This window comes from Nostoc sp. GT001 (assembly GCF_030382115.1).
Taxonomy (GTDB): domain Bacteria; phylum Cyanobacteriota; class Cyanobacteriia; order Cyanobacteriales; family Nostocaceae; genus Nostoc.
The window spans coordinates 5,056,975-5,083,657 of sequence record NZ_JAUDRJ010000003.1 but is presented as its reverse complement, the minus strand read 5'-3'; the positions used below and the strand labels follow the sequence as shown (position 1 = coordinate 5,083,657).

Below are 26,683 nucleotides of genomic sequence, written 5' to 3'. Positions count from 1 at the left end.
GTTAGTCTACTAACTGTGAATTCTAGGTTCTGGATGCAAAGTCGCCAGCAACTCGCTTTCGACAATTGCTAATTCATCAAGCCGCTGCATGACAATTTCTTTGTCGAAATAAGTAGCAGCTAAAACCCAATATATACCGTAGTGACGCGCTTCGGACGCCATTAGCCCACGATAAAATTTTGCTAACTCTGGCTCTGGACAGTGAGCAGCTAATAGTCCCAGGCGCTCGTGAGAGCGAGCTTCAATTAAACCAGTGACTAGTAAGGAATCCAGAAATCGTTCAGGTTCTTTGGGGCGTACAGTAGCTCTTAAACCCGCGCCATAGGGAGGTGGTGGTAGGGGAGCTAGGGGAATATTCCGGCGTTCTAACCATTGGTTGACTAGCTCAAAATGTTCTAGTTCTTCGCGGGCGATCGCAGTTAACTCCCGTACCATTTTAGTATTGGAAGGGTAGCGAAACATCATGTTCAACGCTACACCTGCTGCTTTGCGTTCGCAGTGGGAGTGGTCGAGTAAGATGATATCTAAATTAGCGATCGCTTGTTCAACCCAAGCAGAACTAGTGGGCTGTTTCAGGGCGTTGATAGTCGTTAACTGAGTAAGCACAGAGTCAAAAAACTCCAGAATTTTAATTTGGCTGAGTATCGTAGCAAATTGATTTTAGCGGAATATTGTTTGGACAAAATTTACCCATCAAATTCACAGGTTAATCTTCCTGCTCTAGAATACGTTTTGCCTCCAAAAGTTGCTGCTTATGTTCCTCGCTAACTGTTGGGTATTGCAGATTTAGTTCTTCTAATTTTGTACAGATAATATTGGCAACAGTCAGGCGTGTAAACCATTTGCGATCGGCAGGAATAATATACCACGGCGCCCATTTAGTACTCGTATTATTAAAAACCTCTTCATAAGCATTCATATAATCATCCCAAAAAGCTCGTTCTCGGACATCATTATCTGAAAACTTCCAATTTTTATCAGGAGAGTCAATCCGTTCTAAAAAGCGTTTTTTCTGCTCTGATTTAGAGACATTTAGAAAAAACTTCAGAATAATTACACCATTATTAACCAAATATTTTTCAAAGTTATTGATTTCTTCAAAACGCTGTTTCCATATCTTATTTCCATTAGGGAAGCGAGGAAGCTGTTGTTTCTGAAGCATTTCTGGATGGACACGCACCACTAGCGCTTCTTCATAGTATGAACGGTTGAATATGCCAATTCTTCCTCTTTCTGGCAGAGCTTTCATTGAGCGCCACAAGTAATCATGGTCTAATTCTTCTGCACTGGCTCCNTTAAAACTAAACACCTGAAATCCCTGCGGATTAACACCAGAAGTTACGTGTTTAATAGTGCTGTCTTTGCCAGCAGCATCCATTGCTTGAAAAATAATCAACAGAGCATAGGTGTTTTGAGCATAGAGGATATTTTGGTAATTAGCTAGTCGTTCAATATCTACCTGTAATTTTGTTGCAGCATCAGTTTTTTCATGAAAATCAGTTTTATAAGCTGGGTCATAGTTTTTTTTCAGAGAAATCTTTGAACCTGGTGGAACAATGAAAGCATCATGATTCATGTATAAAATCTCTTAGCAACTAATTAATACACAAACATATTTTGAAGTGTTAATTACTGAAAGTTACTATTTATTAATAGCAATAATTCAGTATCCAAGATTCAGGAGTCAGAATTGAACGGTAATTTAGAATAATTCCTATATTTATTCACTAAATTTTATCCTGATTTTTTAACTATTATAGCAATCCTATTTGATTTGTGAAAATGCACGGTATCCAGATCCCCGACTTCTTCGAGAAGTCGGGGATCTAATTTTTCACAAATGATTTAGGATTGCTATATGCGTTATCCAGAAATCCTGTAGAGAGTAGCACTGCTACCTCTCTACATTCTTTTTCATTCATCTCTCTGTGACAAAACTTAGTTACGAATTACTTGCGTCGTTTTGGCATAGGACGCATTGCTTCACGTCCCAAGATAAACATCCCTGTGATACCTAAACAGACAAACCAAATATATTGATACCAATATTGCCGAATCGGCACAACTGTACTGGTTTGTGGATGCAATGTGTTTAAGTATAACAGCAGCACCAATATCATGAGCGCCCCAAAACCAACAAGGCTCAAGCCAACAAAAATTCGTGCAGGACGCAGTTCAAAATCACTAATAGTATTTAGGTCAATTTCTGCCAGTTCCTTAAAGGAGTCATCTGCCAAAGATGAAGTTGCTTGGAATCTATTGCTCAGTTTTAGTGGCAAAATCGGCGACAGTTTCGCTACAGTTGGGCGACGAAGTAAAGCCTCAGTATCTCGCAGCAGTTCCAGCGGCTTACGGGTAGTAGTTGGTTGAGCAAACTCTATGTTATCTGTAGGAGTTGAGGCATTAACTTTGCTTTCAAAATCCATAGTATACTTCGGAAAAACCAGGATATACATAGCCTAGCGAATCAAAAGACAAATGCGTGAAAATAATTTGTAATTTGTAATTAATTGATTTCTGGTAAGAAATATATTCTTTACTCAAAGTAAGTGAATTTGGGCGTTGGATAATTACCAATTACTCGTCCATCTCTTTTAATGTAGCTAATGACGATGGAGATAAACGACTGAGATAGCGGAATATCCAGTATTTAAAGATAGTGTTTAAAATTACAGGAAATGTCGCAATAAAGAAAAAGATTACATTTCTACTGGCTGGTAGACCTAAATGTTCTGCCAATCCCGCAAGAAGAACTTCCCACCCATCTGGTGAGTGAAATCCTACAAATATATCTGTAAATAGAATAATTAAAAAAGCCTTAGCACTATCGCTGAGACCAGAGACAATGGTATCCATAAAAGACTTAAGAATTACAATTTCTCTTTTGCTCATGGCGATAACTATACCAAAAGCAAAGAGTGATATTAAATCAGCAAAAGCATTACTAATACTACTATTACTTTTTCTGCTAAATTCTTCAGAGATTTCAATTGCTTTACTTTTGATTTTTTCTTGTGTTAGCTCTGAAGAAAGTGGTGGTGCTTGATTAAGAAAATATTCAAATCTCAGTTCTTCTTGAAAATTATGTAATTCATGGATAGCTTCTTTTTCCATATCAGAATTAATGAAGATTTGAGTTGCATTATCTCCTCTAACCCTTTCTAATATTGGAGTTACTATAAATTCTTTAGATAAATATTGACTTAAAAGCGGTACAAGAATGAGAATTATCAAAAATCGCAGGGAAATTATTGTTCTACCTTTAGAAATGCGATAATTTCTAACAAACTCTTCTTCTGTCTGCGGTGCAAAATCTGCTTGAATTTTATTAATTCTTCTGCCAATAGAACTATTACTCAGTCTACTTTTTGGAATTGGAGCTTTAACTTGAGTATCATTTATTTTAGATGAATTTAACTGTTTTTTTATTTCGTTATCATTGATTTTTAAAGGCTGATAAGTTGGCACTGAGGGACTATTATTAATTACCTCATCTTTGATAGCATATTTCTCTACTACTTCATCAACAACCTTCAATTTTTCTAATAAAACAGAATTAGAGATATTGACAATTCCGCGACTAAGCTGGAATTCTGCAAGCCTGATCTTAATAATAGTTAGGTTCTTATTAAGGTATACTTGCCAGTAAGACATTACATTTTCAGTATAATTTACTGATTGTAAAGATATTTTTTTGTTATCAAAATGTTCGTTCTCAATGTTTTTAATTCTCTGAGCTGCTTCGTAAGCTTCTAAAAGTGCCCTTTCTGGTGTATTTGAAAACCAACGGTTCAGCGATCGCAAATATTTTTGGAATGTTCTGGTAAGTGAGTTTTTCATTACATATATGACTTTTAGATAATGTGTATTATAGTTATATAATCATAAAAAATGGGTAATAACAGCTAAATAATTAGTCCAATCCAGATTCAGGTAATACTCCCTGATGCGATGTCTAGAAAGGGCTACGTCTACACTAGCAATTTTATATTACCTGATAAAGTCAGATGGATCGGCATAGATTGACACTGGTTATTTATATTGACAGTCTATCCATTACACTGTCATTATTGACACCATCCATCAGTGTTTATGCTCGATAGAGAAGCTTTGATTGTAACATTTCATAATCGAGGCAAATTTTCCACTATGCAGAGTTTATCACTGTTAAAGGGAATAGGAAGTAACGATGTTGCTTTCTCATCTCCCTTCCCTCTATTCACTACTCCCCACTCCCAAGTTTTAAATTATGAGTTTGAGTCTATGCATGATTGTGAAAAACGAAGCAGCAACACTGCCTAAATGCCTGAGCAGTGTGAGAAAAGTAGTGGATGAAATGATAGTCTTGGATACAGGCTCAATCGATCGCACTCCCAATATTGCCCAACAACTCGGTGCAAAAGTCCATCATTTTAAATGGTGTAATGATTTCAGTGCTGCCCGCAATGCAGCTCTCAAATATGTCACTGGTGATTGGATTTTGGTATTGGATGCTGATGAAACTCTGACTCCTGCAATTGTACCGCAGTTGCGAGAGGCGATCGCAAGAGATGAATATCTGCTCATCAACCTCGTTCGTCAGGAAGTTGGTGCAGAACAATCTCCCTATTCTCTGGTTTCCAGGCTATTCCGTAATCATCCAGATATTCGTTTTGACCGTCCTTACCATGCCTTGGTAGATGATAGTGTGTCGGAAATTTTAACCAAAGAACCCTACTGGCAAATAGGTTATTTACCTGGGGTTGCACTTGTACACACAGGATATCAAAAAAGTGCGATCGCTCAAAATAACAAATATGCCAAAGCCACTACAGCAATGGAAGGGTTTCTCGCAACTCATCCCAACGATCCCTATGTTTGCAGTAAATTAGGGGCGTTGTATGTGCAAACTGGGAAAATTTCTCAAGGTATGGATTTGCTCAGACGAGGAATCACCGTTGCTGAAGACAACTACGATATTTTATATGAACTCCACTATCATTTAGGCATTGCCTACAGTCGGTTGCAAAAATCCCCACAGGCGATTTCTCACTATCAAGCTGCCATCAAATTGCCAATTTATCCGATGCTCAAACTAGGAGCATACAACAACTTGGGTAACTTACTCAAAGCAGCAGGAGATTTCAACGGTGCGAAAACTGCTTATACTACAGCTTTGAAAATAGATCCCACTTTTGTTTTTGGACATTATAATTTGGCGATGACATTTAAGGCTTTGGGTTTATTTGCAGATGCGATCGTATATTATCAACATGCAATTACCTTAAATCCCAACTATGCCGAAGCATATCAAAATTTAGGGGTAGTGTTGCTAAAAATTGGCAATCATCAAGATAGTTTAGCAGCTTTTAAAAAGGCGATCGCCCTTCACGAAAGGTATAATCCCGAAGAGGCGAAGAGGCTACGCCAAGGATTGCAAGAGATGCAGTTGATATAGAGGTGAGGGCAGAGGGGCAGAGGGGCAGAGGGAAAAAACTTACTGCAACTCACTGCTCCCCTACTTCCCTACTCCCCTAGTTCTCCCCGATTGTTACCTAATCTAAAAATATCAACCCAAAAGTTGAAATCAAAACTTTTGGCGGTATCAAACTTTTCATTATTTTATGAATGAAGAAATAAAGTTATTTCGTATATTTTGTTCATATCCGGTGATGTTGGCAGCATAATTGCCTTCACGGGCATAATTCTTTAAAGAATACGACAACGTAAATGCAATAAGTATTTGAGGAAGTAATATCTATGCTTAAAACCCATCTTATTCACACCGAAGCTGATTATCGTGCTGCACTTGATGAAATTGAAAGATTGTTTGATGCAGGACTCAATACACCAGAGTTTGACCGCTTGGAAGTTTTAACTACGCTTGTTAAAGCATACGAGCAAAGGTATTACCCAACCGAAACACGAGATCCTATTGAAGTAATCTTATATTATCTTGAATCCCGTGAGTTGTTTTTAGATGACATAGAGCCAATGAAACAAGCGATGTTTTACTAAAAACCTCTGGAACTTGAGCTTCGGAACTCGGAACTTGAGCTTCGGAACACGAAACTTGAGCTTCGGAACTCGGAACTTGAGCTTCGGAACACGAAACTTGAGCTTCGGAACACGAAACTTGAGCTTCGGAACTCGGAACTTGAGCTTCAGAACACGAAACTTGAGCTTTAGAACATGAAACTTGAGCTTCGGAACATGAAACTTGAGCTTCGGAACACGAAACTTGAGCTTTGGAACACGAAACTTGAGCTTTGGAACTCGGAACTTGAGCTTTGGAACTCGGAACTTGAGCTTTGGAACACGAAACTTGAGCTTCGGAACACGAAACTTGAGGTTTAAAAATGAACTCCACCAGTTCTGAGTCGAAAAGGTGGAGTTAAATAGTTGGAGAATTGATAAATTCTCCTCACAAATGACAACCAACTAAATACGCGACTTGACAAATTTCTCTAATCTATCCATTCCCTTTTCAATCGTCGCCATATCTGTGGCGTAGGAAAGGCGAATGTTGTTATCAGCGCCAAAAGCAATTCCGGGAATGACAGCAACTTGATGTTGTTCCAACAAAGCGTCACAAAATTCTAGGGATTTTAGACCGGTTTTGCTGATATCAGGGAACAGATAAAAAGCGCCATCTGGTTTTGCGGTACTCAATCCGGGAATAGCGTTGAGTCTGTCTAGCATTACCTGTCGGCGTTTGGCGAAGGCTTGGCGCATTTCTTCGACACAATCTTGAGAACTTTGTAGCGCTGCGATCGCACCATATTGGGCAAAGGTACACACGTTAGATGTACTATGTCCTTGAATGGAACTCGCTGCTTTAATAATTTCCACAGGCCCCGCTAAATAACCAAGTCTCCACCCAGTCATAGAATAAGCTTTTGCAAACCCATTACTAATCAAAGTGCGGTCAAAAATTTCCTTCCCAAGAGAACCGATGCTGATATGTTCTGCACCGTCGTAGAGAATCTTTTCGTAAATCTCATCAGAGACGACAAAGATATCTGCATCAACTACTACCTGCGCCAGTGCTTTGATTTCATCTGGCGTATAAACCATCCCTGTAGGATTAGATGGAGAGTTGAGGATAAATAACTTCGTCTTCGGCGTGATTGCTTTACGGAGTTGTTCGGGAGTAATTTTATAACCCGTTGTGGCATTTGTGGGCACAATTACCGAAACTCCACCGACCAAAGTTACCATTTCGGGATAACTTAACCAGTAGGGTGCAGGGATAATTACCTCATCACCTGGATCGATCAATGCCACCATCAAGTTGTACAAAGAATGCTTACCGCCATTAGTGACGATGACATTTTCTGACTTGTAATCAAGACCGTTATCATTTTTGAGCTTATGGGCGATCGCTTCCCTTAACTTTGGTTCTCCGGCTGCTGCACCATACTTGGTTTTGCCTTCATCCAAAGCTTTGACTGCTGCGGCTTTAATATGCGCTGGGGTATCAAAATCTGGTTCTCCAGCGCTAAAACTACAAACATCTATTCCTTCCGCCTTCAGTGCCTTAGCCTTGGCTGCGATCGCTAAGGTTAATGAAGGTGTTACCTGACTTACTCTTGCTGCCAGCTTCATTCTTACTATTTTTGGCAAATCTTTCACNNNTCTAAGGATATCCCAGAATCCNNNCCAAGATTTGCCTTTTTTGAATTCGTTGCTGATGGTAGANNTTGGGAAGAATTCTCGATCCTTGACTCTTAACAATGTATTGCATATAACTTGAATTTTAGTGGAAACTAACTGTTTTTATGCAATTCAAGAAACTTTTCATCGCATCTTCTCTATTAATTACTAGTCTTTTTATACCTAATGCTGCCATTGCTCAAAATCGCGGTACTCCGGGGAAATTTGATTTTTATGTACTGACACTCTCTTGGTCGCCAGATTATTGTGCGACAAATGGCACTCGCGATCCACAGCAGTGCAGTTCTGGCAAGAAACTTGGTTTTGTATTACATGGTTTGTGGCCACAATACCAAAGGGGTTATCCTGCTAATTGTTCCACCCAAAAATTACCATCGGCAGTAAAGCGGCAGTTTCCCAATTTATATCCTAGTAATAAACTTTACGATCATGAATGGGAAAAACATGGTACTTGTTCGGGGAAAACGCCTGCGGAATATTTGGGATTGAGTAAAAAGTTAAAAGATGCGATCGCTATTCCCGCAGCTTATAATCGTCCTGCAAAACCATTGCGTACCACAATTACGAATTTTAAAAATTCATTCGTGAGTGCGAATAATCAAATTAGTGCTGATGGTGTAGCACCTTTTTGTTCTGGTTCGGGAAGATTTTTGCAAGAAGTCTTCTTTTGTTATTCCAAAAATGGTAAACCTGGTATTTGTAGCGCCGAGATTTTGAAGCGATCGCAAAAAAGTTGTGGTCAACCAGATTTTTTATTGAGAAATGTTAGATAGAAAGGGGATTAGGTGACAGGTGATAGGCAATAATCTGTACTCTATTCCCTTCTTCACTCCCTAATCCCTAAGAGGATGTCTGAAAANGTTTTTTGTATACATCTAACCCTTAGAGATCCCCCTAAATCCCCCCTTAAAAAGGGGGACTTTAAGACTCTTATTCCCCCNCTTTTTAAGGGGAGCCAGCGCGGTCTTCTCCCAAGGGGAGACGCCAAGGGCGATGGGGGTTTNTCCCANNNNCGACTGGCGTGGGTTAGGGGGGATCAACCAATATTTGATACTTCTCAGACATCCTCTAAGCGATCGTCACATCTGGCGATAAATAAACATCCTGAATGGTATGAAACAGTTTCACACCTTCCTCAAAGGGACGTTGGAAGGTTTTTCGTCCAGAAATTAATCCTGAACCACCAGCGCGTTTGTTGATTACGGCGGTGCGAATTGCTTCGGCGAAATCATTTTTACCAGTCGCGCCACCAGAATTAATCAACCCCACACGCCCAGAGTAGCAATTCAGTACTTGGTAGCGAGTTAAATCAATTGGGTGATCGGTTGTCAGTTCTGTGTAAACCCGCTCATCGGTTTTGCCGTAACTCTTACCACTGGCTTTGGCAACTGCACCGTAACCATTGTTATTTTCGGGTAACTTTTGTTTGATGATATCGGCTTCAATTGTTACACCCAAATGATTTGCCTGTCCGGTGAGATCAGCCGCAAGGTGGTAATCTTTATCTTGTTTAAAAGCGTTATTCCGCAGATAGCACCAGAGAATAGTCGCCATCCCTAATTCATGGGCGCGTTTAAAAGCTTTGCTGATTTCTTGAATTTGTCTGGTAGAATTCTCCGAACCAAAGTAAATTGTCGCACCTATCGCCGCCGCCCCTAAATTCCAAGCTTGTTCGACATCAGCAAACAATACTTGGTCAAATTGATTGGGGAAAGTTAGCAATTCGTTGTGATTGATTTTGGCAATAAAAGGAATTTTGTGGGCATATTTCCGTGATACGATGCCTAATGTTCCCAAAGTGGTAGCAACAGCATTGCAATCTGCGGCGATCGCTAATTTGACAATATTTTCTGGGTCAAAGTAAATTGGATTGGGCGCAAAAGACGCGCCAGCTGAGTGTTCAATCCCTTGGTCTACTGGTAAAATCGAGAGATATCCTGTGTTTGCCAGACGACCAGTAGAGTAAAGTAAATGGATATTACGCAATACTTGAGGATTGCGATCGCTGTTGAGCCAAATTCGATCTACAAAATCTGGCCCCGGTAAATGTATTAAATCCTGAGAAACCTTTGCTTTGTAGGTAAGCAGGTCTTCAGCCTCTTTACCTAGCAATGACTCAATAGAATTAGCCTCTTTGAGCGTTGTAGTCATAGTATTATCCTCAAAAAATGAGCAAATGACCTTGCCTTTAAGATAGCATTTCTAATATTGCTAACTTAGTTGTACGGTCATTAATTATGTGTATTCTTTTTGAATATAGAGCAATCTTCTTTTATAAATGAAAACCAAAAGGCTGAGATTCCCCACTTATTTCAATAAGTCAAGAATCTTGTGATGAATGATTAAGTAAGGCTATACTACCGGAAGTATTCACTAAACTTTCGGGATTGAGGTTTTTAAGTTCAGTTACCAATATCAAACAGTACAATCATACTATCTTGGAATATAACTTAAAATTGAAAACCCATTTTTCCTCGATTTAGGTAGTAATTTTGAACAGAATAAATACAATTCTATGAGTAAGTTTCAAATCGATATCGACTTCAGCAATATAGATTTAGCTTCTCTTGAGACAGAAGAAGATTTTCAACGAGAGGCAAAAATGTTACTCCCAAAGGCACTCATCAAACTAGGTGAAAGTGTGGGTGAAAAGACTTGGGAAGAATTACAGGAAAAGTTGCAAGGAAATGGAGGTAAACTCAAATCTTCTCCCAGCGAGAAACGTAGGTTTATTCAAGAAACCGGAAGAACTTATCAACGAAATGCTAGTAATAGAGAAAAACAAGAGCTGGAAGAATATATAGTAGATCAATTACGCCAGCACAAGCGGTAAAGATCCACCTAAGCGTGATCTACGTGTATTCTAACTTCTATTTTGATTAGGGTGCTTTAGCCTTTGGCGTAATCCACAACTGTACTAACTTCTAGTATTCAAAATCGTTCAAGGAGTCTTTGATACTATATTGTGTTCAAAGAGTCTTTGATACTCGTGTTTTACTCTGTCTAGTTTTTAGACTTTTTATTACGTTGAACTCAGGTTATTCAAAGTCAAATTACGAAGCAATCCTCCCCGATGTAAAGCTTGTATTATCGTATTTCCACGCACCATTTTCAACATAATAATAGTAGAGATATCCATCTGTACCCCGGAAGAATACTTCTGAATGACTTCGTTGAGGTGCATATACAGCAGTTATATCACCAGAAACTTGCGACGCTCTAAAGCTTATATTATCGTATTTCCACGTACCATTTTCAACATAATAATAGTAGAGATATCCATCTGTACCCCGGAAGAATACTTCTGAATGACTTCGTTGAGGTGCATATACAGCAGTTATATCACCAGAAACTTGCGACGCTCTAAAGCTTGTATTATCGTATTTCCACGCACCATTTTCAACATAATAATAGTAGAGATATCCATCTGTACCCCGGAAGAATACTTCTGAATGACTTCGTTGAGGTGCATATACAGCAGTTATATCACCAGAAACTTGCGACGCTCTAAAGCTTGTATTATCGTATTTCCACGCACCATTTTCAACATAATAATAGTGGAGATATCCATCTGTACCCCGGAAGAATACTTCTGAATGACTTCGTTGAGGTGCATATACAGCAGTAGGGGATTCCGCTAATAAAACTTCCTTCTTGACTTTTTGTGAATTAAGAGTGTTAAGGCTTAAATTTTCTGCTGCAAACAAAGTACTCGCAAGATTAGCTGGTAAGCTATTAGCGTAGGCTGCACCTCCCCATAACAACGACCCAAAATAAACTACGATAGCTGCACACTTTTTAAGATTAGCTTTCACAACTTTCTTCTCCTTAAACGTTAATTGAACCTTAATTCTTAATTGATTGTTTAGGTCATGAAATCATGTATCCCTTGAACATTCATTCCAAGTTACACGGTTTGTGACAAATTGGGGTGTTATTTGTATTGCCAGCGTTTCCAAAGGGCATAACAGAATACTGAATTTATGTAAAAAAATCAATTTTTTTATAACTATAATACCTAGTACCAAATACTTTTTAACAGATGTATCCTCTTTCCTGACTTTTCACGGTATCTGGAAAATCTATCTCCTAAAAGTAGAGAGATTTGGAATTTTCCCGCTTACTGCTTCGGGAAGGGGTTAGGGTGTTAGATTTTTCGTAGGCTTTTCCACATCACGTGAAAAGTCAGATTTTCTGTCAATTAAAAGTTTACCAATTAAGTCTTTAGGGAAATACGATGCTTATTAAAACTTAAATATTGTCATGATTGAGATGAGTTAGAAGTTATTGATTCTCACTCATTGTGAATGAACTTCTGAGCTTAATGGTTTTTTTTACGAATCGTAAAGGACGCAAAGAAGGAGAAGAAATATATCTATAAATGAAGTGAAGTAAAGCCGTGCGTTAACCTTTGGTGTCACGCCACTACCAAAACACTAAAGGAGTAGAAATTAATAAAGAGTTAGGAATAAATAACTCCTAACTCCTAACTCTTGTACAGACGCTAATTAATCGCGTCTCTACTTTTTACAACGCACAAGTCAATTCGCTAAGCTTTTTGACTAAAGCGGTGATTCTCCCGATAATCTACGGGACAATCTATCACTGCGGGTACATCTTGAGCGAGGGCTTCTTTCAAAGTGGGAATCAAATCTAAAGCCGATTCAACTCGGTAGCCTTTTAAACCCATGCTTTCGGCTAATTTCACAAAATCAGGATTGCTAAAATGCACAAAGGATGAGTTTCCTTTGCCAAATTGATTTTCTTGCTTCCACTCAATTAACCCATACCCACCATCATTGAAAATTATGGTGACAAAGGGCGTACCGACACGTAAGGCTGTTTCTAATTCCTGGGAATTCATCATAAAGCCACCATCGCCTGTGACAGCAACGACTTTGCGCTTAGGATGAACCAGTTTTGCTGCTAAAGCTCCAGGAATGGCAATACCCATAGCCGCAAAGCCGTTGGAAATTATGCAAGTATTGGGACTATGGCAATGATAATGACGGGCCATCCACATCTTATGTGCGCCAACATCTGAGATGACGATATCATCTGGGCCCATCACTTGGCGTAAGTCATAAATTAACTTTTGCGGCTTAATGGGAAATCCGTCATCATGGGCATACTGTTCGTAATCAGCGCGAATCTCTGTCCTTAAGCTAATAGCAAAGGGATCGGGTTTGCCTTGTCTGTCTGCTAATTTTAAAATTTCATAGAGGGAATCTGAAATATCTCCCACAACTTCGGCATTGGGAATATAACTACTATCAATTTCTGCCGGACTTACCCCAATATGCACAATCGGAATTTCACCATTTCGATTCCATTTCTTGGGGGAAAACTCAATCAAATCGTAGCCGATCGCAATTACTAAATCTGTGTTATCAAAAGCACAGGTAATGAAGTCTCTTTGCTGTAATCCCACTGACCACAAAGCTAATTGATGTGTGTAGGGAATCACGCCTTTACCCATGAAGGTATTGGCAACAGGTATATTTAACAAGGTGGCAAATTGCGTTACGGCATCACTCGCATGAGCGCGAATTGCCCCATTTCCGACTAAGATTAATGGGTTAACTGCTTGGCAAATTGCGGCGGCGGCTGCCCGAATGCTAGCAAAAGATGCATAGGTTTTTTCGCTATTATCTTTACGCAAAGGTTTGCCTTCGACGGGCATGGCAGCAATATTTTCTGGCAAATCGATGTGAACTGCACCGGGTTTTTCAGATTGCGATCGCTTAAATGCTTTCCGCACTACTTCTGGTGTAATACTCGGTCGCACAATCTGCTTATTCCACTTGGTAACAGGTGCAAACATTGCCACCAAATCTAAATATTGATGGGATTCAATATGCATTCTATCTGTTCCCACCTGACCGGTAATCGCCACTAAAGGCGCACCATCGAGGTTAGCATCTGCTACCCCAGTCATCAAGTTGGTTGCCCCAGGACCAAGAGTAGAAAGACACACTCCGGCTTTTCCTGTTAAGCGTCCGTAGACATCGGCCATGAATGCTGCACCCTGTTCATGACGAGTCGTAATAAATTTAATCGAAGAATGTTTTAACGCTTCCAAAACGTGCAGGTTTTCTTCACCAGGAAGTCCAAAAATGTATTGCACTCCTTCGTTTTCTAGGCACTGCACCAATAATTCTGCTGTATTCATTTTATTTCCCGACAACTCTATTAACGAATAAGACTTTTGTTCTTTGTCATTAGTCATTTGTCCTTTGACCAATGACTAATGACTAATGACTAATCATTTAACCCACACGGTTTTCACATTTACAAACTCATGTATACCTTGGATACTCAATTCTCTGCCATATCCAGAACGCTTGATGCCACCAAAGGGCAACCGAGGATCGGATTTGACCATACTGTTGATAAACACGGCACCTGCTTCAATTTCCTCAACCAAGCGATCGCTCTCTTGGTCGTTGGTTGTCCAAGCGCTTGCACCTAAGCCAAAGGGTGAGTCATTAGCGAGTTTAATGGCAGCATCGATATCTGGAACCCGGAATAACAAGGCTACCGGGCCAAAGAATTCTTCTTTTGCGATTGGTGTGTCGGTGGGGATATCTATGATAATCGTTGGCGGATAAAAGTTTCCAGGACGATCTGATAAAGGATGTCCGCCGATGATGACTTTACCACCACTGCTAATAGCACCTTGCACTTGTTGATCTAAATCCTGGAGAATACCAGGTGTTGCCAGGGGGCCTAAATCGGTATCCGGTTGCATAGGATCGCCTACTTTCAGCGCCTCGAATTTTTCTAAAAGCAATTTTTCAAATTTATCTGCGATCGCATCTGCGACAATAAAACGTTTCGCTGCAATACATGATTGCCCGTTATTTAACATTCGTGCTGTAGTAGCTGTGACAACTGCTGTCTCTAAGTCAGCACTTTCTAACACAATAAACGGGTCACTTCCTCCCAATTCCAAAACTGTTTTTTTAATTTGTTTGCTTAGCAGCGACGGCGAGGGATGCACCTGCTGGTTCGCTTCCGGTCAAAGTAGCAGCTTTTACGCGGTCATCAGCCATTAAATCGGCAACTTTGGCAGCGCCTATTAATAGAGTTTGAAACGCGCCTTCAGGAAAACCTGCCCGTCGGATAATATCTTCAATTGCCAAGGCGCACTGCGGCACATTGGAAGCGTGTTTGAGTAAGCCGACATTTCCCGCCATTAATGCTGGTGCAGCAAAACGAAACACTTGCCAAAATGGAAAATTCCACGGCATCACCGCGAGAATTGCACCCAATGGTTGATAACGTACAAAACTCTGACTGGCATCAGTTTTTACACTGACATCAGCTAAGAAAGTAGGGGCATGTTCGGCATAGTAGCGACAGACGGCGGCGCATTTTTCGACTTCCGCGATCGCAGCTTTAAATGGTTTACCCATTTCTAGAGTCATTAACTTAGCAAATTCTGCTTTGTCTTGCTCTAAAATATCAGCAGCTTTTTGCAGCCATTGCGATCGTTGAGAGAAACTAGTCTGACGATACTGTTCAAAAGTCTGATTAGCTAAATCGAGTTTAGCGTTAATTTCTGCATCATTGAGCGCCTCAAAGGTTTTGAGCGTCTCCCCAGTGGCGGGATTAATGGTGGCGATCGCCATTACCTGACCTCCCGTTAAAAAATAGCTTGAAGTTGGCTTCCTAATGTTATACATATAAACTAAGGAAGCTACCACCCAAATTTTAGTCTTTTAGCCAAAAATTAGCTGCTAAATATTACAATTTCGCAATTTTAATTGAATCAAACTATACCAATCAATAAGTATTAATATTGATGAATTAAATACAAATAAAGTTGCTATAATTTGCACAATTGAGGAATCAAGCTATGACTCAAGTCTTAGGCAAAGTAGTTACATTCGATGAGTTCGTTGCTAAATATCCAGATAACAGGGGACAACGTTACGAACTATATGACGGAGTAGTAGTAGAAATGCCTCAACCAACAGGCGACCATGAAGAGGTGATTGGATTTTTAGGCACAAAAATAACTTTAGAATACAGTCGCTTAAATCTTCGTTATTTCATCCCCAAAACAGTATTCGTCAAACCAGTTGAGAACGAATCTGCTTATTCCCCAGATGTGCTGATACTAAATCAGCCTAATTTAGTTAATGAACCTCTGTGGAAAAAAACATCAACTGTTACTGAAGCAGTATCAATTCCTTTAATAATTGAGGTGGTAAGTACAAACTGGCGTGATGATTATCTGAAAAAATATGCTGATTATGAAGAAATGGGAATTCCTGAATACTGGATTGTAGATTATGCTGCATTGGGCGGTAGAGAATTTATTGGCAAGCCTAAACAACCAACTATTTTGGTTTGCTGTTTAGAAGAAGGTGAGTATCGCGTTAGTAAGTTTCAAGGAAATGACCGTATCCAGTCGCCAACTTTTCCAGAGTTAGATTTGACAGCAGAGCAAATTTTTAGTGCTGGCACAGTCAGGTAATTCGTAATTCGTAATTTATCTTTATAGGAGTATGTCACTAGATGGGTTACATAATCTAGACCTCAAAGCCCATGCCAATCCCTAAAGATTAATAATTGGAGCAATGATTGTTGGCACTGGTTGCAATTTTGTCTGATAAACCTTAACTAATCGCTCAATACCTTTGAAACGATAATCTCCCATTTCTTGGAAGTCTGAGGGTTCTGAAAGCATTTTATGGGTGGCTTCACTAATGACGCATTCACTAGGGGGACAAACTGCTTCCATCCGAGCAGCAAGATTAATCGTCGCGCCTAATGCTGTATAATCTACCCTTTGGGAACTACCGACATCTCCCACCACAGCCTTACCGCTATTAATCGCAATCCGTAATTGCAGGGGTTCGAGCCAAAAACCATTGGCATTCAGATGTTCGAGACGAGTGAGCATTCCCTTAGCAGCAGTAACAGCGCGATCGGCATGATCTGCTTGCGGTTCTGGAGCGCCAAAAAATGCCATAATACAATCGCCAATATATTTATCTAAAGTGCCGCCGCAACTAAACACTTCTTTTAGCATTTCTTCAAATAAATTATTTAATAGTTGAGCGATCGCAGTTGGTGTTAACCTTTCAGAAATCGCCGTAAAGCCAACTAAATCAGCAAACAAAATACTGATTTCGCTCTCGGCGGGAGCTAAACGACCACCCGGTAATCCGCCTACAGATATCAACTGCTGTACAACTGCTGGAGAATGGTAGCGTTCTAGTCGGTGACGAATCATCTCTTCAGTTTTGAGTTTTTCTACTAATAACCAACGCTGCACGCTAGAAGCTACAAGATTTGCTAAAGCTGAGAAAAAACTCAATTCTTCTTCACCTTCATTCGCCCAATGGTAAGAAGAAAAATTGGCATCGGCATACAGTACGCCCACAACTTTATTTTCATCCCATAAAGGCACTGCCATCGCGCTACGAATGCCTTTGACCAAAATACTCTGTTCGCTAGCAAACCGTTCATCCTGATGAGTATCACCAGTTTGAATGACGACCTTTTCATCAAATACTTTTTGACAGATACTACGACTAATCCAACTACCATCAGAAGGGAGATGTTTCTGTTGAGAAATATTTCTAGTGGCAGCATTCATTAATTCTAACTGGCCACAACCATTGACATCAATTAATAATGCCAAGCGATCGATACTATCAAGGTAACGAAAAACTACTTGCTGTACCTGCGAAAAAATCTCTTCTATAGATGCGGCTGCACAAAGATTTTTCGCTATGTCCACTAAGTCTTTAAGACGGGCAATGGTTTTGTCCTTATTGCTGATGTTGCCATCCTTACTATCAGCTGCAATCCATTGCTGTTGTAATTGTTCGACATTGTGAAGGATGGTTCTTTGCTCATTAATGTCCGAAATTCCGGCATACTCTGGTGTCGGTTGAGAAACAGCGGTTGTGAGCAGCACTACCAGGCTAACATTGCCCAGCCAAACGATATCGCCGTGATGTAACTCTTGGGGATAGTTAACCAGATATTTATTGACTTGCGTCCCGTTTTTGCTGCCCAGATCCTCAATAGTCCACACACCGTCAGCCGTTTTTACCAGGCGAGCATGGTTGCGGGATACTCCACCAAAAGGTAAGTACAAATTACATTCCGGCAAACGACCAATTGTAAATACATCTTGGTCAACTGCGATCGTGGTCTCGGTATCTCCCTCTTGTAGGCGTAGCGTCAGTTCAGTCATGAGTGTGATAGATCCATCGAAGCTAGAGGTCAGCAAGTCTAAGGTAAGTTATACCCTACAGGTTAACCTTCACCTTTTCTTTATGACACTGTTAACTGCATTCCGACAACTGTATTTCAGTAGTGCTGAGTACTGAGTACTGAGTACTGATAGCGTTACTCAGCACTCAGCACTGTACTGGTGACAGATATTACAAAGTATTGGATTAAAAGTCTCTGGCACAACTCCAAAAGACTTGTGTGTACAACGAAAATTTGTACGCGAGAGGAATGGAAGTGAGATTTTCCAGAACCCGTGCAAAATCAATCTATTGAACAGCTAACGAATATTAGCGATCGCGTTTAGTAGAACGGCGCGATCCAGATGAACGAGCGCCAGGTTTCTCGTTATTAGTGGCAGGTGGCGCTGCTTTACGTTTAGCCGATGTCTGTGGTAACGGTTTAGGAGTACGAGCCGGACGCTTCTCACTTCCGGGCTTGGCTCTATGTTGCCGTACATTTGTAATTGGTTCTGGGTTGGTATCAGGGTTGGGCGCAAAACCAGCAACCACTTCTTTCGGCAAGCGTTGCTCAATCAGTTTTTCGATATCTGTTAATAGATGCTGTTCATCGATACACACTAGCGACACAGCTTCACCTGATGCGCCAGCGCGACCAGTGCGACCAATACGATGAACATAATCTTCTGGTACATTGGGCAAATCAAAGTTAACTACATGGGGTAGTTCGCTGATATCAAGACCCCTAGCAGCAATGTCTGTCGCCACCAATACTTGTAAGGTGCCATTTTTGAACTTGGCCAGAGCGTTAGTACGCACGGGCTGGCTCTTATTACCGTGGATTGCCAAGGCTTGAATGCGGTCTTCGCCCAACTGCTTCACCAAACGGTCAGCGCCATACTTAGTGCGGGTGAACACTAATACTTGATACCAATTATCTCGCCGAATCAAATGAGCAAGCAACTGGCGTTTCTTGTCACGGTCTACTTGGTAAACTTTCTGGGCGATCGTGTCAGCGGTAACGTTGCGGCGTGCTACCTCAATCATCGTTGGGTTATTGAGTAGCCCGGCGGCTAGTGCCTTAATTTTGTCTGAAAAAGTAGCGAAGAATAGCAAATTCTGTCGCTGTTTGGGCAGGAGTGAGAGGATGCGGCGGATATCATTAATAAAACCCATGTCTAGCATCCGATCGGCTTCATCCAGCACTAAAACCTCAATCTGCGATAAATTCAGCGTACCCTGCTGTACGTGGTCTAGCAGTCGCCCTGGAGTCGCGACCAAAATATCCACTCGACTCCTCAAACGCTGTTTTTGCAGATTGATACTGACTCCGCCAAACATCACCATTGAGTTAAGATTTAAGTACTTGCCGTACTCGCGCACGCTTTCTTCCACTTGGGCAGCTAATTCGCGAGTCGGCGTGAGAATCAACGCCCGGATTGGTGGGTATCCATTAGGCGTACCTTTGCTCTTGTTAGACGACAATCGATGCAAGAGCGGCAGTGTAAAACTAGCGGTCTTGCCAGTACCAGTTTGTGCCCCAGCTAATAAATCTTTACCCGACAAGACAGCAGGAATGGACTGCATCTGGATTGGCGTGGGTTCCGTGTACCCTCGTTCGGTAACAGCACGGATAATTTCATTGGACAAGCCGAGATCGGAAAAAGACATAAGACTCCAAAAATAACATCGGCCTGTCGCCAATGATGGCGTCAGTCTTAGGCGGACGGATAAAAATCATTGAAAAGCTGGATGGGCAGTAGCGCAAAGACTGAGAGCGAGTGCCGCAGTCCCTCATTCTATCAGATTGCCGTCTATTGTGTTGTTAAAGTTGCTCTGATTCAGTGTTGTGTTAAATTGGCATTACCTGCTTGTAAAGCAAAGTATTGAACAAATGGGAGAAATTCATTATCGCAATCCAAAAGCAACTGATTAATTCACAAATCAAATCACCTAGCGTCTTTTTGATTGACCATGAGAATAACAATCGTGGTCTGATCGACACCAATGAGGCGTTACAGCTAGCTGAAAGCTTAGAGCTTGACTTAGTTGTAGTATCTCAAGGTAAAGACGCTCCAATCGCCAAGATTCTCAACTATGGCAAGCTTCAGTATCAAAAGAAAAAACGTCAGAGCCAGAGTGCTAGACCGACGGTAAAAGAAGTTCGATTCGGTCTAAACGTGGGTTTAGCCGATTATAATTTACGCATCGAACAAGCAGGTCAGTGGTTGAGTAAAGGCGATTCTGTTAAGTTTGCCATTCGTTTACGAGGCCGAGAACATCAATATCGTGACAAAGCGGGAGAACTGCTAGACCGAATTGCAAACGATCTCAGTCAAGTAGGTAAAATCCAGTCACTGGATAAACGCGCACTAGTTGTTCAAGTTATTCCTGCTTAGTTATCTGGCGATCGCTAGAGGATGTATTGGTGGCAGCTTGTAAGGAACGAAAAAAGCCGGAGACAGTACTGTAGCTTCTATGGAAAAAACAGTCAACTGTTATTCAAGGTGAATTTGACTTTCCGACCAAACAAGCGCCACGCGCCGGGATATAACCAATCAATCGGCGCATTTAGTGATTAGGTGTGTCAAGGCATCAATCAAGCGATCGCTTTCCATTGGTATAATATCCTGTCCATGCATCACATTTTGAGTAATATGAAAATGCACTAATGCTCCTAAGATAATTCTCGCTGTCGCCTCTGGGTCAGGTATCTTTAATTCTGGAGCCGCCAAGTAGTGAGTGAGAGTTTCCGCTACTGGCTTAATCATCACCCGAACACAAATTTGAGCTAACTCAGGAAAACGCCCAGATTCCCCGATTAGTACTCTCATAAATGCACTATGTTCTTTGTCGTTAAGCATTTGATCTAATGCTTTGGTTACTACCTGGCGCACTATAGTGGCTGGTTCTCCCTCAATCGGTTCTGTGCCAAAAATGGAGCTATTCTTTTTACTTGTTAGTTGCTCTAACAGTACTTTGAAAAGTCCTTCTTTATCTTGAAAGTGGCTGTAGACTGTCGCTTTAGAAACACCTGCTGCTACTGCTACCCGATCCATGCTCGTACCAGCATAGCCATTTTGGAGAAACTCTTGCATTGCACCTTGCAGAATTTGCTCTACTTTATCAACAGAATTATCTCGATCGACTTCGTCAGTTTTGATGCGTACCATTTATTAATTATCCTTTCTTCTCAACAATATTAATAGATGCTGCAAAATGCTTTAGTACAAAATTGCGAAAATAAATATACCCTTTGATAAAGCCCCAAAGCCTCTATTATCAGCTTTCCTCTCCTCTACTTTTTTGTAGTAGACAATCAATCCCAATAGGGAATAGGATTCCGCAGCATAAGGGATTTCCAGTTAAAAAAATATCCCGTCTAGGGACGCAATACCTGTGCCCATACAAATCTAGAAATGATTAGGGATAATTTATTTTTTGCAATTCCCTAATGCCAAGCAAATTGATTGACAAGTTTAGTTGTGTCCTCTTGACTAAACTAGTCCGTTTAGTTTAGCATAAATTGAACTGGACAGTTTAGTACAGGTTGCTACTGGTGGTAAGGGGGAATAGGATGAGGGAAAACAGGAATTCAGAGGGTTGGAGGTCTTCTCAGAATCTTTTGCGATCGCCACTTCTACTTGCAATACTTACATCTCTAGCAATAGGTGGAATCAGTGTTTATGCGGTGATGAAGCTTCAGGCTACAGCTAATGAAAAGCAAACAGCACCAGTAGCAATTCAGCCTGTGGTAAAAACAGTAACAGCATTAGGGCGGTTGGAACCAAAGGGAGAAATAATCAAACTGTCAGCGCCTTCTTCTAATGAAGGGAATCGGGTAGAGCAACTATTGGTGAAAGAAGGCGATCGCGTCAAAGCCGGGCAGGTAATTGCGATTATGGACAACCGCGATCGCCTACAAGCTACTTTGAGTGAAGCCCAAAAACAAGTTCAAGTTGCCAAATCCCGCCTTAACCAGGTAAAAGCTGGAGCCAAACAGGGAGAAATTGGAGCGCGTCAAGCAACTGTGAATCGTGTGCAAGTAGAACTACAAGGAAACATTAAAACTCAGCAAGCCACAATTAATCGTCTAGAAGCAGAACTCCTTGGGCAACAACGCAGCTTGCAAGCAACAGTTGCTCGCGTGGCAGCCGAGAGACGTAATGCTCAAGCTGACGTGCAGCGCTACGAGACTTTATACAGAGCAGGAGCAATTTCTAGTCAGGAAGTTGATAGCAGACGTTTAAGTGCCGAAACTTCCACTCAAGCGTTAATTGAAAGCCAAGCCACTCAGACAAGAACTGTCGCAACCCTACAACAGCAGATTAACGAAGCAAAAGCTAATCAGGATCAAACCCTCGCCAGCTTGCAACAGCAGATTAACGAAGCAAAAGCTAACCTGAATCAAACTGCTGAAGTCCGTCCTACAGATATAGCAAATGCACAAGCAGAGGTAGACAGCGCTCAAGCCACCGTGGAGAAAATTAGAGCAGAACTGGCACAGGCATACGTTGTGGCTCCTAAAGCTGGTCGAATTTTGGAGATTAATACACGAGCCGGAGAAACTGTTGGCAATGAAGGAATTGTGGCTCTAGGGCAAACCGACCAGATGTATGCAGTAGTAGAAGTCTACCAAAGTGATATCAAGAAAGTGCGTCCGGGACAAGAGGTGCTGGTAAGCAGTGATTCCCTCCGCAATGAATTAGAGGGAAGAGTGGATTGGATTGGTATGCAGGTAAAGCGGCAAAATCTGATTAACACCGATCCTTCTAGCAATATTGATGCCAGAGTAGTGGAAGTCCATGTGCAACTGAATAAACTATCTAGCCAAAATGCTTCTAGCTTAACTAATTTGCAAGTCAAGGCGGTAATTGAACTGTGATTGGATTTATCCAGCAACTGCGGCGGCGAACACCTTTAGGATGGCTGCAACTGAGTCATGAAAAAGGACGTCTTTTGGTAGCATTGTCAGGCATTGCCTTTGCCGATGTTTTGATGTTCATGCAGCTAGGGTTTCAGACTGCCCTGTTTGAAAGTAACACAATCCTGCATCGGAGTATGGAGGCTGATATGTTTGTCATCAGTCCCCAAGCACGCAACCTAGCAAATATGTCTAGCTTTACGCGGCGACGGCTGTATCAAGCAATGGATATACCAGGTGTAAAGTCAGCAGAAGGAATGTATGTCAACATTGTTGATTGGAAAAATCCCCAAACACAACAGAAGACGACAATATTAGTTATGGGGTTCAATCCCGATCGGCAAGTGTTTAACTTAGCAGATGTGAACCGCCAGATAGATGCTGTTAAGCTACCAGATACCGTTTTGTTCGATCGCGCCTCTAGAGGAGATTATAATGATGCGATCGCCAAAATTGACCAAGGTAAAACTGTCACAACCGAAATAGAACGCCGGACAATTACTATTAGCGGCTTATTTTCAGTCGGCGCTTCCTTCATCGCCGATGGCACTTTAATCACCAACGACCAGAACTTTCTGCGACTATTTCCCAGACGAGAAGCTAGCGGTGTCAGTCTTGGTTTGGTGCAACTACAACCAGGCTACGACCCAAAGCAGATGAAAGCAGCTTTAGAAGCTCATTTAGATGATGATGTCAAAGTTTTAACCAGAGCAGAATTTATCGAATTTGAAATAAATTACTGGAAAACAAATACAGCCATCGGGTTTATCTTCAGCCTGGGTGTAGCAATGGGATTTATAGTGGGCGTGATTATCGTCTATCAAGTTCTTTCTACAGATGTGAATTCTCATATAAAAGAATACGCCACTTTCAAAGCAATGGGGTATAACAATCTCTACTTATTAGGTGTGGTGTTTGAAGAGGCGATAATTTTGGCAGTTTTAGGGTTTATTCCCGGAGCGATCGCACCTTTAGGACTTTATGCTTTAACTCGTAATGCCACCAATTTACCACTTTATATGACCGTAGGACGAGCCTTGACGGTATTAACACTCACTATGATTATGTGTGTAATTTCTGGTGCGATCGCCACCCGTAAATTACAATCTGCTGACCCCGCAGATATGTTTTAAATTTGTCATTTGTCATTTGTCCTTTGTCCTTTGCAAATGACAAATGACCAATGACGAACATTACCAGTAATTAAGCTATTTATGAGTAGTCAACCTGTAATCTCTGTTAAAAATCTCGACCACTATTTTGGTCATGGTCAACTCCGCAAGCAAGTTCTTTTTGATATCAACCTGGATATTAACGCCGGCGAAATTATTATTATGACAGGGCCTTCTGGTTCTGGTAAGACTACACTTCTCACCTTAGCAGGCGGCTTGCGTTCTGCCCAATCCGGCAGTTTGCAGATATTGGAACAAGAACTGTGTGGCGCTAGCAAAGCACAACTTACCCAGGTGCGACGCAGTAACGGTTATATTTTCCAAGCACATAACTTGCATGGTAGCCTAACAGCACTCCAAAACGTCAGAATGGGCTTGGAAGTGCATAATAATATTTCACCGAGCAGAAATGAAAACCCGGTCAGCCCAAATATTAGAGGAGGTAGGATTAGGAGAACGCTTGAATTATTATCCTGATGATTTATCTGGGGGACAAAAACAAAGAGTTGCGATCGCTCGTGCGTTAGTTGGTCGTCCTAAAATAGTCTTAGCGGATGAACCCACCGCCGCCCTTGACAGTAAATCGGGACGAGATGTGGTCAACCTCATGCAAAAACTAGCTAAGCAACAAGATTGTACCATTCTTTTGGTTACTCATGATAACCGCATTCTAGATATTGCCGATCGCATCGTTTATATGGAAGATGGCAAGTTAGTAAATGACCGTGCTGTTGTTGCAGCATCTTAAGCAAATTCTTTTTGAGCAATTCTCACAAATCAAATTTGTGAAGTAAACAGATTTTGGAACTGCGAATCAGACTTTTTAGACATTAGGTTTTTGCTACTCTTTCTAAGGATTGTACTCAAATTCGCTTTGCGATCGCACGCCTAGCCAATCTCCTGCTGGCGTTTGTCCGACTTCATAGGAGTAGTCAACATCCCAAAAACTGATACTGTAATAAGTACAATTAGCTAAACACTGGTTCATAAACTGGCTAAGTTTACGGCTATTGTTGCGACCATCAACATACTTTTAGGGATTATAAACAAATTCACTTTCTAGATAAAGCCCTGCCCAATCTCCACCCAAAACTTTACCGATTATGTATATATTTTCCTCGGTCAGAAAGCTGAATCTATACATCATTACTTCTGGAAAAGTAGAAGCTAAAAATTTATTTACTTGCTGATATTTTAAATATTTGGTTTCTGAGCCACTATTCTCATTTTGGAAGTATTGTTTATCAGGGTAAAAATTATGAAATTTACTTATTTCCAGCATTCCCGAAGCCTGCAAAGTAATTTCAATAGCCCGCTCTTTAGTCTCAGCAGCAGCATAGACAATTTGGTGTTCATAGCTATAGTAATAACCACCACCAAAATCGCCTTCTAAATGAATTGTTCCTAATTCTAAAGTAATTGCTTTGATTTCTGAAACTAAAGTTAATGTATTCTCATTTAATGGTTTAGTGCTAATTGATTGAAGCTGCTCAGAGCGAAAAATTTGCTGTTGGGAAATTTCTGTTTCTTTATAAATGGTAGGACAAACACAAATCCAATCACTATCTATTGTTTTACCAACAATAATACCGATTGAAGTATTGGGTGATAAGTAACAGGAAACTTTTAAATCAAAAGATTCTAAGTCTTGCAATTTATCACTCAGTATTTCAAATAAGGCTTTTATTTTATTTGACCTATTATTCTTCTCATCTTTTTCAAAACCAAAGTTATTAAAAATACTCAAATACTCCATTTCTTGCCAGCCTGCAATTGTTTTATCAACGTCTGTCAATTTTAACCAGTCTTTGATAATACTCAATTTTAGTATATTAAATTCTCCATATTCAGAAACTTCCCAAACAAATGGAGAAATATATCCACCGTCTTCATGTCCGGGTAAATTAAAATTTGAATTAGGCTCAATAATAACTTCTAGTGTTCCTAGAATTTGCTCTGTTTCTGGCTGCATAGTTTAATAGGTATAATTTACTTTTTTATTGGCGGATATGTTAATATTTGCAGTTAGTCTCTATGTTAAGAGAATGACTGATTTAGGAAGACGTTTGTAGCAAAGCAGATTGAAATGGTTGCAACAGAATACCAACAATTTTATCAACATCATTGATGTAGTATTCAACTATGTCAATGTATCCTGTTAGTCCTTCCAACATTAAAAATCGCCAATTGGTTCCACTAGTGACAACTCCATAGATTGTTTTAACTTCTTGTTGAGTATTTTGATTGAATAATTGGGCAGCTATCATAGTGGCAATACATTGTCCTAAACCACCTTTGATATTTTCATTTTTCGCCTCAATAATTGTAAGCACAGGCGCTTTAATATAAAACTGTTCTTCAGAACCACAGAGAATGAAATCACAAAATCCATTCAATCCTTTACTACTATCTACATCAAAATCTGTTCCAGAAAACAGTGAGATTTGATAATTTAACTGTCGTCTAACTTCCGTAAGAGCTGGCATAATTAGTAATTCGGAACGGGCTTTTTCAGTATTGATGGCAGTTGCTAGTTGAGTATATTCTTCTAAGAGCGTTGTTAAGCTAGCGGAAGGTTGAATAGGCGACACATCTTTGAATAGATTGCGCTTTTCATCAATTACAAGTTGAAAGGTTTCTCGAACTTTGGCAAGTGTGAAATCACTGTATGCCATCTGCAACATCCTCAATTATTTACAAGTTATACCAATTCT

Annotated in this window: 21 protein-coding genes and 3 pseudogenes; 9 read left to right on the top strand and 15 right to left on the bottom strand. The window is 40.6% G+C overall.

Annotation, left to right across the window (positions count from 1 at the left end; translation table 11 throughout):
* Window positions 1-9 precede the first annotated feature (9 nt).
* From QUD05_RS24500 to QUD05_RS24485, 4 genes are all read right to left on the bottom strand, one after another.
* The gene (locus QUD05_RS24500) at window positions 10-606 is read right to left on the bottom strand and encodes a MiaE family protein (protein ID WP_289798365.1); all 597 of its coding nucleotides are present in this window, start codon (window positions 604-606) and stop codon (window positions 10-12) included.
* 100 nt (window positions 607-706) lie between these two features.
* On the bottom strand, window positions 707-1,576 hold the full coding sequence (locus QUD05_RS24495) for a polyphosphate kinase 2 family protein (RefSeq protein WP_289798364.1): 870 nt from the start codon (window positions 1,574-1,576) through the stop codon (window positions 707-709).
* A 373-nt stretch (window positions 1,577-1,949) separates the two neighbouring features.
* The gene (locus QUD05_RS24490; RefSeq protein ID WP_289798363.1) at window positions 1,950-2,426 is read right to left on the bottom strand and encodes a hypothetical protein; all 477 of its coding nucleotides are present in this window, start codon (window positions 2,424-2,426) and stop codon (window positions 1,950-1,952) included.
* A gap of 151 nt (window positions 2,427-2,577) precedes the next feature.
* The gene (locus QUD05_RS24485; RefSeq protein ID WP_289798362.1) at window positions 2,578-3,840 is read right to left on the bottom strand and encodes a proton extrusion protein PcxA; all 1,263 of its coding nucleotides are present in this window, start codon (window positions 3,838-3,840) and stop codon (window positions 2,578-2,580) included.
* 409 nt (window positions 3,841-4,249) lie between these two features.
* On the opposite strand from QUD05_RS24485, the gene QUD05_RS24480 reads away from it, so the two are divergent.
* Both QUD05_RS24480 and QUD05_RS24475 read left to right on the top strand, forming a co-directional pair.
* Window positions 4,250-5,437 (top strand): tetratricopeptide repeat protein, encoded by a 1,188-nt coding sequence (locus tag QUD05_RS24480; protein ID WP_289798361.1) that lies wholly within the window; start codon window positions 4,250-4,252, stop codon window positions 5,435-5,437.
* A 302-nt stretch (window positions 5,438-5,739) separates the two neighbouring features.
* The gene (locus QUD05_RS24475; RefSeq protein WP_289798360.1) at window positions 5,740-5,997 is read left to right on the top strand and encodes a helix-turn-helix domain-containing protein; all 258 of its coding nucleotides are present in this window, start codon (window positions 5,740-5,742) and stop codon (window positions 5,995-5,997) included.
* A gap of 423 nt (window positions 5,998-6,420) precedes the next feature.
* On the opposite strand, the gene QUD05_RS24470 is transcribed toward QUD05_RS24475, so the two are convergent.
* Entirely contained in the window at window positions 6,421-7,587 is a 1,167-nt protein-coding gene (locus QUD05_RS24470) for a pyridoxal phosphate-dependent aminotransferase (RefSeq protein WP_289798359.1), read from the bottom strand.
* A 173-nt stretch (window positions 7,588-7,760) separates the two neighbouring features.
* Here QUD05_RS24470 and QUD05_RS24465 point away from each other — a divergent pair, with 173 nt between their 5' ends.
* On the top strand, window positions 7,761-8,429 hold the full coding sequence (locus tag QUD05_RS24465; protein WP_289798358.1) for a ribonuclease T2 family protein: 669 nt from the start codon (window positions 7,761-7,763) through the stop codon (window positions 8,427-8,429).
* 295 nt (window positions 8,430-8,724) lie between these two features.
* Here QUD05_RS24465 and QUD05_RS24460 read toward each other — a convergent pair whose 3' ends face one another.
* A complete protein-coding gene (locus QUD05_RS24460; RefSeq protein ID WP_289798357.1) occupies window positions 8,725-9,807 on the bottom strand; it encodes a class I fructose-bisphosphate aldolase in 1,083 nt (360 codons plus the stop codon).
* A gap of 364 nt (window positions 9,808-10,171) precedes the next feature.
* Between QUD05_RS24460 and QUD05_RS24455 the strand changes: the two genes are divergently transcribed.
* The gene (locus QUD05_RS24455; RefSeq protein ID WP_289798356.1) at window positions 10,172-10,489 is read left to right on the top strand and encodes a hypothetical protein; all 318 of its coding nucleotides are present in this window, start codon (window positions 10,172-10,174) and stop codon (window positions 10,487-10,489) included.
* A 220-nt stretch (window positions 10,490-10,709) separates the two neighbouring features.
* Here the strand turns inward: QUD05_RS24455 and QUD05_RS24450 are convergent, their stop codons facing one another.
* The 3 genes and pseudogenes from QUD05_RS24450 to QUD05_RS24440 all read right to left on the bottom strand — a co-directional run bounded on the left by QUD05_RS24450 (window position 10,710) and on the right by QUD05_RS24440 (window position 15,290).
* On the bottom strand, window positions 10,710-11,471 hold the full coding sequence (locus tag QUD05_RS24450; RefSeq protein WP_289798355.1) for a DUF8189 domain-containing protein: 762 nt from the start codon (window positions 11,469-11,471) through the stop codon (window positions 10,710-10,712).
* A 712-nt stretch (window positions 11,472-12,183) separates the two neighbouring features.
* Window positions 12,184-13,828: pseudogene (locus tag QUD05_RS24445) on the bottom strand (acetolactate synthase large subunit).
* Window positions 13,829-13,921: 93 nt separating this feature from the next.
* Window positions 13,922-15,290, bottom strand: a pseudogene (locus QUD05_RS24440) (NAD-dependent succinate-semialdehyde dehydrogenase).
* A gap of 227 nt (window positions 15,291-15,517) precedes the next feature.
* Between QUD05_RS24440 and QUD05_RS24435 the strand changes: the two are divergent.
* A complete protein-coding gene (locus QUD05_RS24435; RefSeq protein WP_289798354.1) occupies window positions 15,518-16,141 on the top strand; it encodes a Uma2 family endonuclease in 624 nt (207 codons plus the stop codon).
* 81 nt (window positions 16,142-16,222) lie between these two features.
* On the opposite strand, the gene QUD05_RS24430 is transcribed toward QUD05_RS24435, so the two are convergent.
* Window positions 16,223-17,875, bottom strand: a complete 1,653-nt coding sequence (locus QUD05_RS24430; RefSeq protein ID WP_289798353.1) for an adenylate/guanylate cyclase domain-containing protein — start codon at window positions 17,873-17,875, stop codon at window positions 16,223-16,225.
* Window positions 17,876-18,203: 328 nt separating this feature from the next.
* Window positions 18,204-19,544 (bottom strand): DEAD/DEAH box helicase, encoded by a 1,341-nt coding sequence (locus QUD05_RS24425; RefSeq protein ID WP_289798352.1) that lies wholly within the window; start codon window positions 19,542-19,544, stop codon window positions 18,204-18,206.
* A 215-nt stretch (window positions 19,545-19,759) separates the two neighbouring features.
* On the opposite strand from QUD05_RS24425, the gene infC reads away from it, so the two are divergent.
* Window positions 19,760-20,272 (top strand): translation initiation factor IF-3, encoded by a 513-nt coding sequence (gene infC / locus QUD05_RS24420; protein WP_289798351.1) that lies wholly within the window; start codon window positions 19,760-19,762, stop codon window positions 20,270-20,272.
* Window positions 20,273-20,431: 159 nt separating this feature from the next.
* Here the strand turns inward: infC and QUD05_RS24415 are convergent, their stop codons facing one another.
* Window positions 20,432-21,046, bottom strand: a complete 615-nt coding sequence (locus QUD05_RS24415) for a TetR/AcrR family transcriptional regulator (RefSeq protein ID WP_289798350.1) — start codon at window positions 21,044-21,046, stop codon at window positions 20,432-20,434.
* Window positions 21,047-21,450: 404 nt separating this feature from the next.
* Between QUD05_RS24415 and QUD05_RS24410 the strand changes: the two genes are divergently transcribed.
* The 3 genes and pseudogenes from QUD05_RS24410 (at window position 21,451) to QUD05_RS24400 (ending at window position 24,717) form a co-directional block, all read left to right on the top strand.
* The gene (locus tag QUD05_RS24410; protein WP_289798349.1) at window positions 21,451-22,758 is read left to right on the top strand and encodes an ABC exporter membrane fusion protein; all 1,308 of its coding nucleotides are present in this window, start codon (window positions 21,451-21,453) and stop codon (window positions 22,756-22,758) included.
* Window positions 22,755-23,930: an ABC transporter permease DevC gene (devC, locus tag QUD05_RS24405; protein ID WP_289798348.1), complete on the top strand. Its 1,176-nt coding sequence runs from the start codon at window positions 22,755-22,757 to the stop codon at window positions 23,928-23,930. Before QUD05_RS24410 ends, devC begins: the two co-directional genes overlap by 4 nt.
* 81 nt (window positions 23,931-24,011) lie before the next feature.
* Window positions 24,012-24,717: pseudogene (locus QUD05_RS24400) on the top strand (DevA family ABC transporter ATP-binding protein).
* Window positions 24,718-24,819: 102 nt separating this feature from the next.
* Here QUD05_RS24400 and QUD05_RS24395 read toward each other — a convergent pair.
* The 3 genes from QUD05_RS24395 to QUD05_RS24385 all read right to left on the bottom strand — a co-directional run bounded on the left by QUD05_RS24395 (window position 24,820) and on the right by QUD05_RS24385 (window position 26,644).
* A complete protein-coding gene (locus tag QUD05_RS24395; protein ID WP_289798347.1) occupies window positions 24,820-24,957 on the bottom strand; it encodes a hypothetical protein in 138 nt (45 codons plus the stop codon).
* A 45-nt stretch (window positions 24,958-25,002) separates the two neighbouring features.
* Window positions 25,003-25,941, bottom strand: a complete 939-nt coding sequence (locus tag QUD05_RS24390) for a nuclease A inhibitor family protein (RefSeq protein ID WP_289798346.1) — start codon at window positions 25,939-25,941, stop codon at window positions 25,003-25,005.
* An 82-nt stretch (window positions 25,942-26,023) separates the two neighbouring features.
* The gene (locus QUD05_RS24385; protein ID WP_289798345.1) at window positions 26,024-26,644 is read right to left on the bottom strand and encodes a hypothetical protein; all 621 of its coding nucleotides are present in this window, start codon (window positions 26,642-26,644) and stop codon (window positions 26,024-26,026) included.
* Between the last annotated feature and the right edge of the window lie 39 nt (window positions 26,645-26,683).

Excerpts from the sequence above, each read along its gene's own strand:
- QUD05_RS24490 (WP_289798363.1), bottom strand. The coding sequence starts at position 2,426 with ATGGATTTTGAAAGCAAAGTTAATGCCTCAACTCCTACAGATAACATA.
- QUD05_RS24485 (WP_289798362.1), bottom strand. The coding sequence starts at position 3,840 with ATGAAAAACTCACTTACCAGAACATTCCAAAAATATTTGCGATCGCTG.
- QUD05_RS24480 (WP_289798361.1), top strand. The coding sequence starts at position 4,250 with ATGAGTTTGAGTCTATGCATGATTGTGAAAAACGAAGCAGCAACACTG.
- QUD05_RS24475 (WP_289798360.1), top strand. The coding sequence starts at position 5,740 with ATGCTTAAAACCCATCTTATTCACACCGAAGCTGATTATCGTGCTGCA.
- QUD05_RS24470 (WP_289798359.1), bottom strand. The coding sequence starts at position 7,587 with ATGAAGCTGGCAGCAAGAGTAAGTCAGGTAACACCTTCATTAACCTTA.
- QUD05_RS24465 (WP_289798358.1), top strand. The coding sequence starts at position 7,761 with ATGCAATTCAAGAAACTTTTCATCGCATCTTCTCTATTAATTACTAGT.
- QUD05_RS24460 (WP_289798357.1), bottom strand. The coding sequence starts at position 9,807 with ATGACTACAACGCTCAAAGAGGCTAATTCTATTGAGTCATTGCTAGGT.
- QUD05_RS24455 (WP_289798356.1), top strand. The coding sequence starts at position 10,172 with ATGAGTAAGTTTCAAATCGATATCGACTTCAGCAATATAGATTTAGCT.
- QUD05_RS24435 (WP_289798354.1), top strand. The coding sequence starts at position 15,518 with ATGACTCAAGTCTTAGGCAAAGTAGTTACATTCGATGAGTTCGTTGCT.
- QUD05_RS24430 (WP_289798353.1), bottom strand. The coding sequence starts at position 17,875 with ATGACTGAACTGACGCTACGCCTACAAGAGGGAGATACCGAGACCACG.
- QUD05_RS24425 (WP_289798352.1), bottom strand. The coding sequence starts at position 19,544 with ATGTCTTTTTCCGATCTCGGCTTGTCCAATGAAATTATCCGTGCTGTT.
- QUD05_RS24415 (WP_289798350.1), bottom strand. The coding sequence starts at position 21,046 with ATGGTACGCATCAAAACTGACGAAGTCGATCGAGATAATTCTGTTGAT.
- QUD05_RS24410 (WP_289798349.1), top strand. The coding sequence starts at position 21,451 with ATGAGGGAAAACAGGAATTCAGAGGGTTGGAGGTCTTCTCAGAATCTT.
- QUD05_RS24395 (WP_289798347.1), bottom strand. The coding sequence starts at position 24,957 with ATGAACCAGTGTTTAGCTAATTGTACTTATTACAGTATCAGTTTTTGG.
- QUD05_RS24390 (WP_289798346.1), bottom strand. The coding sequence starts at position 25,941 with ATGCAGCCAGAAACAGAGCAAATTCTAGGAACACTAGAAGTTATTATT.
- QUD05_RS24385 (WP_289798345.1), bottom strand. The coding sequence starts at position 26,644 with ATGGCATACAGTGATTTCACACTTGCCAAAGTTCGAGAAACCTTTCAA.